Annotated in this window: 5 protein-coding genes; all 5 read left to right on the forward strand. The window is 48.1% G+C overall.

What is annotated here, in order from left to right; genetic code table 11:
* Positions 1–182: 182 nt before the first annotated feature.
* From Q7P41_RS05995 to Q7P41_RS06015, 5 genes are read left to right on the forward strand one after another with little or no spacing between them, the layout of a single operon-like run.
* Positions 183–1,865 (forward strand): methylmalonyl-CoA mutase, encoded by a 1,683-nt coding sequence (locus tag Q7P41_RS05995; protein ID WP_303882883.1) that lies wholly within the window; start codon positions 183–185, stop codon positions 1,863–1,865.
* Between the two features lie 17 nt (positions 1,866–1,882).
* A complete protein-coding gene (locus Q7P41_RS06000) occupies positions 1,883–2,302 on the forward strand; it encodes a cobalamin B12-binding domain-containing protein (protein WP_303882884.1) in 420 nt (139 codons plus the stop codon).
* A 49-nt stretch (positions 2,303–2,351) separates the two neighbouring features.
* The gene (gene mce / locus Q7P41_RS06005; RefSeq protein ID WP_303882885.1) at positions 2,352–2,753 is read left to right on the forward strand and encodes a methylmalonyl-CoA epimerase; all 402 of its coding nucleotides are present in this window, start codon (positions 2,352–2,354) and stop codon (positions 2,751–2,753) included.
* Positions 2,754–2,780: 27 nt separating this feature from the next.
* Entirely contained in the window at positions 2,781–4,340 is a 1,560-nt protein-coding gene (locus Q7P41_RS06010; RefSeq protein WP_303882886.1) for an acyl-CoA carboxylase subunit beta, read from the forward strand.
* 13 nt (positions 4,341–4,353) lie between these two features.
* A complete protein-coding gene (locus Q7P41_RS06015; RefSeq protein ID WP_303882887.1) occupies positions 4,354–4,752 on the forward strand; it encodes an OadG family protein in 399 nt (132 codons plus the stop codon).
* Positions 4,753–4,860 lie beyond the last annotated feature (108 nt).

Consider the following 4,860-nt stretch of genomic DNA (forward strand, 5'->3'; position numbering starts at 1 on the left):
TGTGGACTTGTAGGCCTTACTATGGTAGCATCGTCTTTGGCATGTGCACCGGTATAATAGCGGGTGTATGTTTGAATTGTCTTAATATTCTGTAAAAGTTGCAAAGGGCAAAAAAGTACGAAATAATAAGTACAAATGTGCAAATTATGTGAAAGGCGAAATCTCTAGGGAGGGTGGACTTAATGTTCAAAGAAGAGGAACTGGAAAGGATATCTAAGGCTCGCCTTAAATATGAAGAGGGCGTAAAGAAGGCCACGCAGAGGTATCCTGAACGCAAAAGCACGTTTACCACTAGCGGAGGGGTTCCCGTAGAGAGGGTTTATACGCCGGAAAACGTCAAAGATTTAGACTATGTCAAGGATTTGGGTTTTCCAGGAGAATATCCCTACACACGTGGCGTTCAGCCTACAATGTACCGCGGTCGTCTTTGGACTATGCGTCAGTACGCGGGATATGCCTCTGCCGATGAATCTAATGAAAGATATAAATATTTACTGGAACAGGGCCAAACAGGTCTTTCAGTGGCTTTCGATTTACCTACGCAGATTGGATACGATTCGGACCATCCCATGGCCCGAGGGGAAGTCGGCAAAGTCGGTGTGGCCATAGACAGCTTGGAGGATATGGAAATTTTGTTTGATGGGATCCCCTTAGATAGAGTTTCAACCTCCATGACCATAAACGCGCCTGCTTCGATCTTGCTCGCCATGTACATAGCCGTGGGAGAAAAGCAAAACATCCCCATGGATAAGTTATCCGGCACAATCCAAAATGATATTTTAAAGGAGTATATTGCAAGAGGAACATACATCTTCCCGCCCAAGCCTTCTATGCGGCTTATCACGGACATCTTTGAGTTTTGCAGCAAGCATGTGCCTAAATGGAATACAATTTCCATTTCCGGATACCACATCAGGGAGGCAGGCTCCACAGCCGTCCAGGAGGTCGCTTTCACCCTGGCCGACGGGATCGCTTATGTGGAAGCCGCCGTCAAAAAGGGCTTAGATCCCGACGTTTTTGGTCGCAGGTTGTCATTTTTCTTCAACTCTCACAACGACTTCTTGGAGGAGATAGCCAAGTTCAGGGCTGCCAGGAGGCTCTGGGCCAAGATCATGAAAGAAAGATTTGGCGTGACTAATCCAAGTGCTCAAAAACTTCGTTTCCATACCCAAACTGCAGGCTGTACACTTACTGCTCAGCAGCCGGAAAATAACATTGTACGTGTAACCATGCAGGCTTTAGCCGCGGTGTTGGGCGGGACACAGTCGCTTCACACTAACAGCTTTGACGAGGCCTTGGCACTTCCGACAGAAGACAGCGTTCGCATAGCGCTAAGGACACAGCAGATAATAGCTTACGAATCGGGCGTTACAAGCACAATAGATCCCCTGGCTGGAAGCTACTATCTCGAGTGGCTCACTAGCGAGATAGAAAGAAGGGCTCAAGAATACCTAGATAAAATAGACGAGATGGGTGGCATGCTTGTAGCCATTGAAAGGGGTTACGTGCAGCAGCAGATACAGGATTCAGCCTATGCTTATCAAAAGGCGATTGAAAACGAGGAACAAATAGTCGTTGGCGTAAACAAATTCCAAATTGAAGAAAAAGGGACCTCACGGGAAATCTTGAAGGTAGATCCCTCCGTGGGAGAAAAGCAAATCGCAAGGCTAAAGGCTTTAAAGGAGCGCAGGGACAACGTAAAGGTCAAAGAAACGCTTGAAGAAATAAGGGAAGCGGCCAGGGACGAATCCATTAACCTCATGCCCAGGATTTTAGATGCAGTAAAGGCCTACGCTACCTTGGGAGAGGTCTGCGGTGTCCTGCGGGAAGAGTTTGGCGAATATAAGGAAAACATAATCCTCTAAGTATGGAGGCAAGAACGATGGATGAGAGAAAAATACGTGTAATAGTAGCAAAACCAGGGCTCGATGGTCACGATAGGGGAGCCAAAGTGGTGGCAAGGGCTCTTAGAGATGCCGGCATGGAGGTCATCTATACGGGCCTAAGACAAACTCCAGAGCAGATCGTTGCGACTGCTATACAAGAAGACGTTGATGCGGTTGGATTGAGCATTTTATCTGGAGCTCATGAACATTATTTTAGAGAGGTCATCGAGTTGCTCAAAAGCGAGGGAGCAGAAGATATTATCGTCTTCGGTGGTGGCGTCATACCTGAGGGCGATGTCCCATCGCTTAAGGCGATGGGGGTTAAAGCGGTTTTCGGACCCGGCACGTCTACGTCTGAAATCGTAGAGTGGCTCAAAAACGCAGTCCACGAAAGGAGAACGAAAGAACACGTTTAATTTAGGCCTTTAACAAAGAGCGAAGAGGAAGGAGGGTGAATTGTACGAAATGAAAGTAACAGGTGTGGATCATATTGGCATAGCAGTGAAGTCTATAGATGAAGCCTTAAAGCTCTGGGAAGAAGTTTTAGGCATCAAATGCACAGGCAGAGAAGAAGTTGAGGAGCAAAAGGTCGTTACAGCTTTCTTGCCCCTGGGGGACACCGAGGTTGAACTTTTAGAACCAACTTCTCCCGAAAGCCCCGTATCAAAATTCATAGAGAAACGAGGCGAAGGCATTCATCATTTAGCGCTTAGGGTTGAAAATATTGAAGCAGCTTTGGAGGAGTTAAAGGGCAAAGGCATCCGACTTATCGATGAAGAACCACGTTGTGGCGCGGGGGGCGCAAAGATTGCCTTCATTCACCCAAAAGCTGCCGGCGGCGTTTTGCTTGAACTATCAGAGCGGTAAGATGGATTGCGTAAGGAGGACATGATAATGGCCGAAAAGACGATAGATCAGCTTTGCGAGGAACTAATGGCGAGAAAAGAAAGAGCGCGCTATCCCGTGGGAAAAGACGCTATAGAAAAGCAGCATAAACGTGGCAAATTAACCGCTAGAGAAAGGATAGATAAACTGCTTGACCCAGGATCCTTCGTTGAACTCGATGAGCATGTAGAACATCGTTGCACTCTTTTTGGGATGGAGGATCGCAAGTTTCCCGGCGATGGCGTGGTTACCGGTTATGGAACTGTAGAGGGCCGTTTGGTTTACGTGTTTAGCCAAGATTTTACGGTCATGGGCGGATCCCTGGGCGAGATGCATGCGAAGAAAATATGCAAAGTACAGGATATGGCCCTGCTCAACGGTGCGCCTGTAATTGGAATAAACGACTCAGGTGGCGCGCGCATCCAAGAAGGCGTTGATTCCCTATCTGGTTACGGGAATATATTTTTTAGAAACGTAAAGGCAAGCGGTATAGTGCCGCAAATATCCATCATAGCTGGTCCCAGTGCCGGAGGTGCTGTATATAGCCCGGCGTTGATGGATTTTGTCTTCATGGTGGATAAAATAGGGATAATGCACATCACTGGACCGGCCGTCATAAAGGCCGTTACGGGAGAAGACGTCACGAGCGAAGAAATAGGAGGAGCCATGGCTCACAACCAAGTATCAGGCGTGGCTCATTTCTTTGCACCAGATGAAGAAGAATGTTTTCTTCAAGTGAGGAAGTTGTTAAGCTTTTTGCCGAGCAACAACATGGAAGAGCCCCCCTTCATCGACACCGGCGATGATCCCGAACGGATGGATATGAACCTGAGGGAACTGGTACCAACCAATCCCAACAAGAGTTACAACGTGATAGACGTCATAAAGTGCATTGTCGATAATGCTGACTTTTTTGAAGTTCAGCCTTACTGGGCACAAAACATCGTAACGGGCTTTGCCAGGCTGGGTGGCAGGGTCATTGGCATCATCGCCAATCAGGCTCGCATTTTGGCCGGGTGCTTGGATATTGATGCCTCTGATAAAGCCAGCCGCTTCATAAGGATATGCGATGCTTATAACATACCGGTGGTGAACTTCGTGGACGTTCCTGGTTACCTTCCCGGGAGGGCTCAGGAGCTTGGTGGCATAATACGCCACGGAGCTAAGATGTTATATGCCTATTCCGAGGCCACAGTTCCCAAGATAACGGTGATTTTAAGAAAGGCCTACGGCGGATCTTATCTCGGCATGTGCAGTAAGGACCTTGGTGCTGACGTAGTTTTAGCCTGGCCTCAGGCGGAGATCGCGGTAATGGGCGCCGAGGGCGCGGCTAACATAGTGTTTAAAAGGGAGATAGAACAAGCCGAGGACAAGGAAGCCTTGAGGCGCCAGAAAATAGAGGAATATCAGGAGGCCTTCGCGAATCCTTACGTAGCGGCGGCGAGGGGGTTCGTTGATCGCGTGATATTCCCTGAAGAAACACGCAAGGAGATATATCAAGCCTTATTGTTGACCGAGACAAAAAGAGAACTTCGCCCGAAACGAAAACACGGCATAATACCTAGCTAAGGTGGTGAAGTCAATGAATTCAGTCTTTGAGCAAGGTTTATACGGGGGGCTGCAGTTGTCCATCATAGCCTTTAGCATGGTTTTTATCGTATTGGGAGGCTTGACGCTCGTCATCGTGGCCATGAAGTTTATAGGGCGCACTCCCAGTAAGAAGGCCGAGGAAACAACCCCAGGTGGCGGCGAGGCATTGGTTGAGGAAACCACGATACCTTCGCCTCCGGAAGGACAAGGTGTTGCTCCGGTGCACATCGAAGAAGGCATAAGTGGAGAAGAAATTGCTGCTATCACTGCGGCCATCGCGGCCTTTGAATCAGCACCTTTTGAGATCAAATCAATTAGAAGAATTGTGCCTCCGCGCGTGAGCTTGTGGCGGAAGGCATCCTTCTTTGAGAACCAAGAAGGATTTGAATAAAAATAACATTGAAGTTTTAGGAGGAAATGTCAGGATGTATAAAAGGTACAGAATAGTCATAAACGGTAGAGAATACGAAGTTGCAGTCGAGGAACTTGGGGCCGCGAC

Source organism: Acetomicrobium mobile, from assembly GCF_937920065.1.

What these genes read in the sequence shown, in the direction of transcription:
- mce (WP_303882885.1), top strand. Translation starts at nt 2,352, where the DNA reads ATGAAAGTAACAGGTGTGGATCATATTGGCATAGCAGTGAAGTCTATA.
- Q7P41_RS06010 (WP_303882886.1), top strand. Translation starts at nt 2,781, where the DNA reads ATGGCCGAAAAGACGATAGATCAGCTTTGCGAGGAACTAATGGCGAGA.
- Q7P41_RS06015 (WP_303882887.1), top strand. Translation starts at nt 4,354, where the DNA reads ATGAATTCAGTCTTTGAGCAAGGTTTATACGGGGGGCTGCAGTTGTCC.
- Q7P41_RS05995 (WP_303882883.1), top strand. Translation starts at nt 183, where the DNA reads ATGTTCAAAGAAGAGGAACTGGAAAGGATATCTAAGGCTCGCCTTAAA.
- Q7P41_RS06000 (WP_303882884.1), top strand. Translation starts at nt 1,883, where the DNA reads ATGGATGAGAGAAAAATACGTGTAATAGTAGCAAAACCAGGGCTCGAT.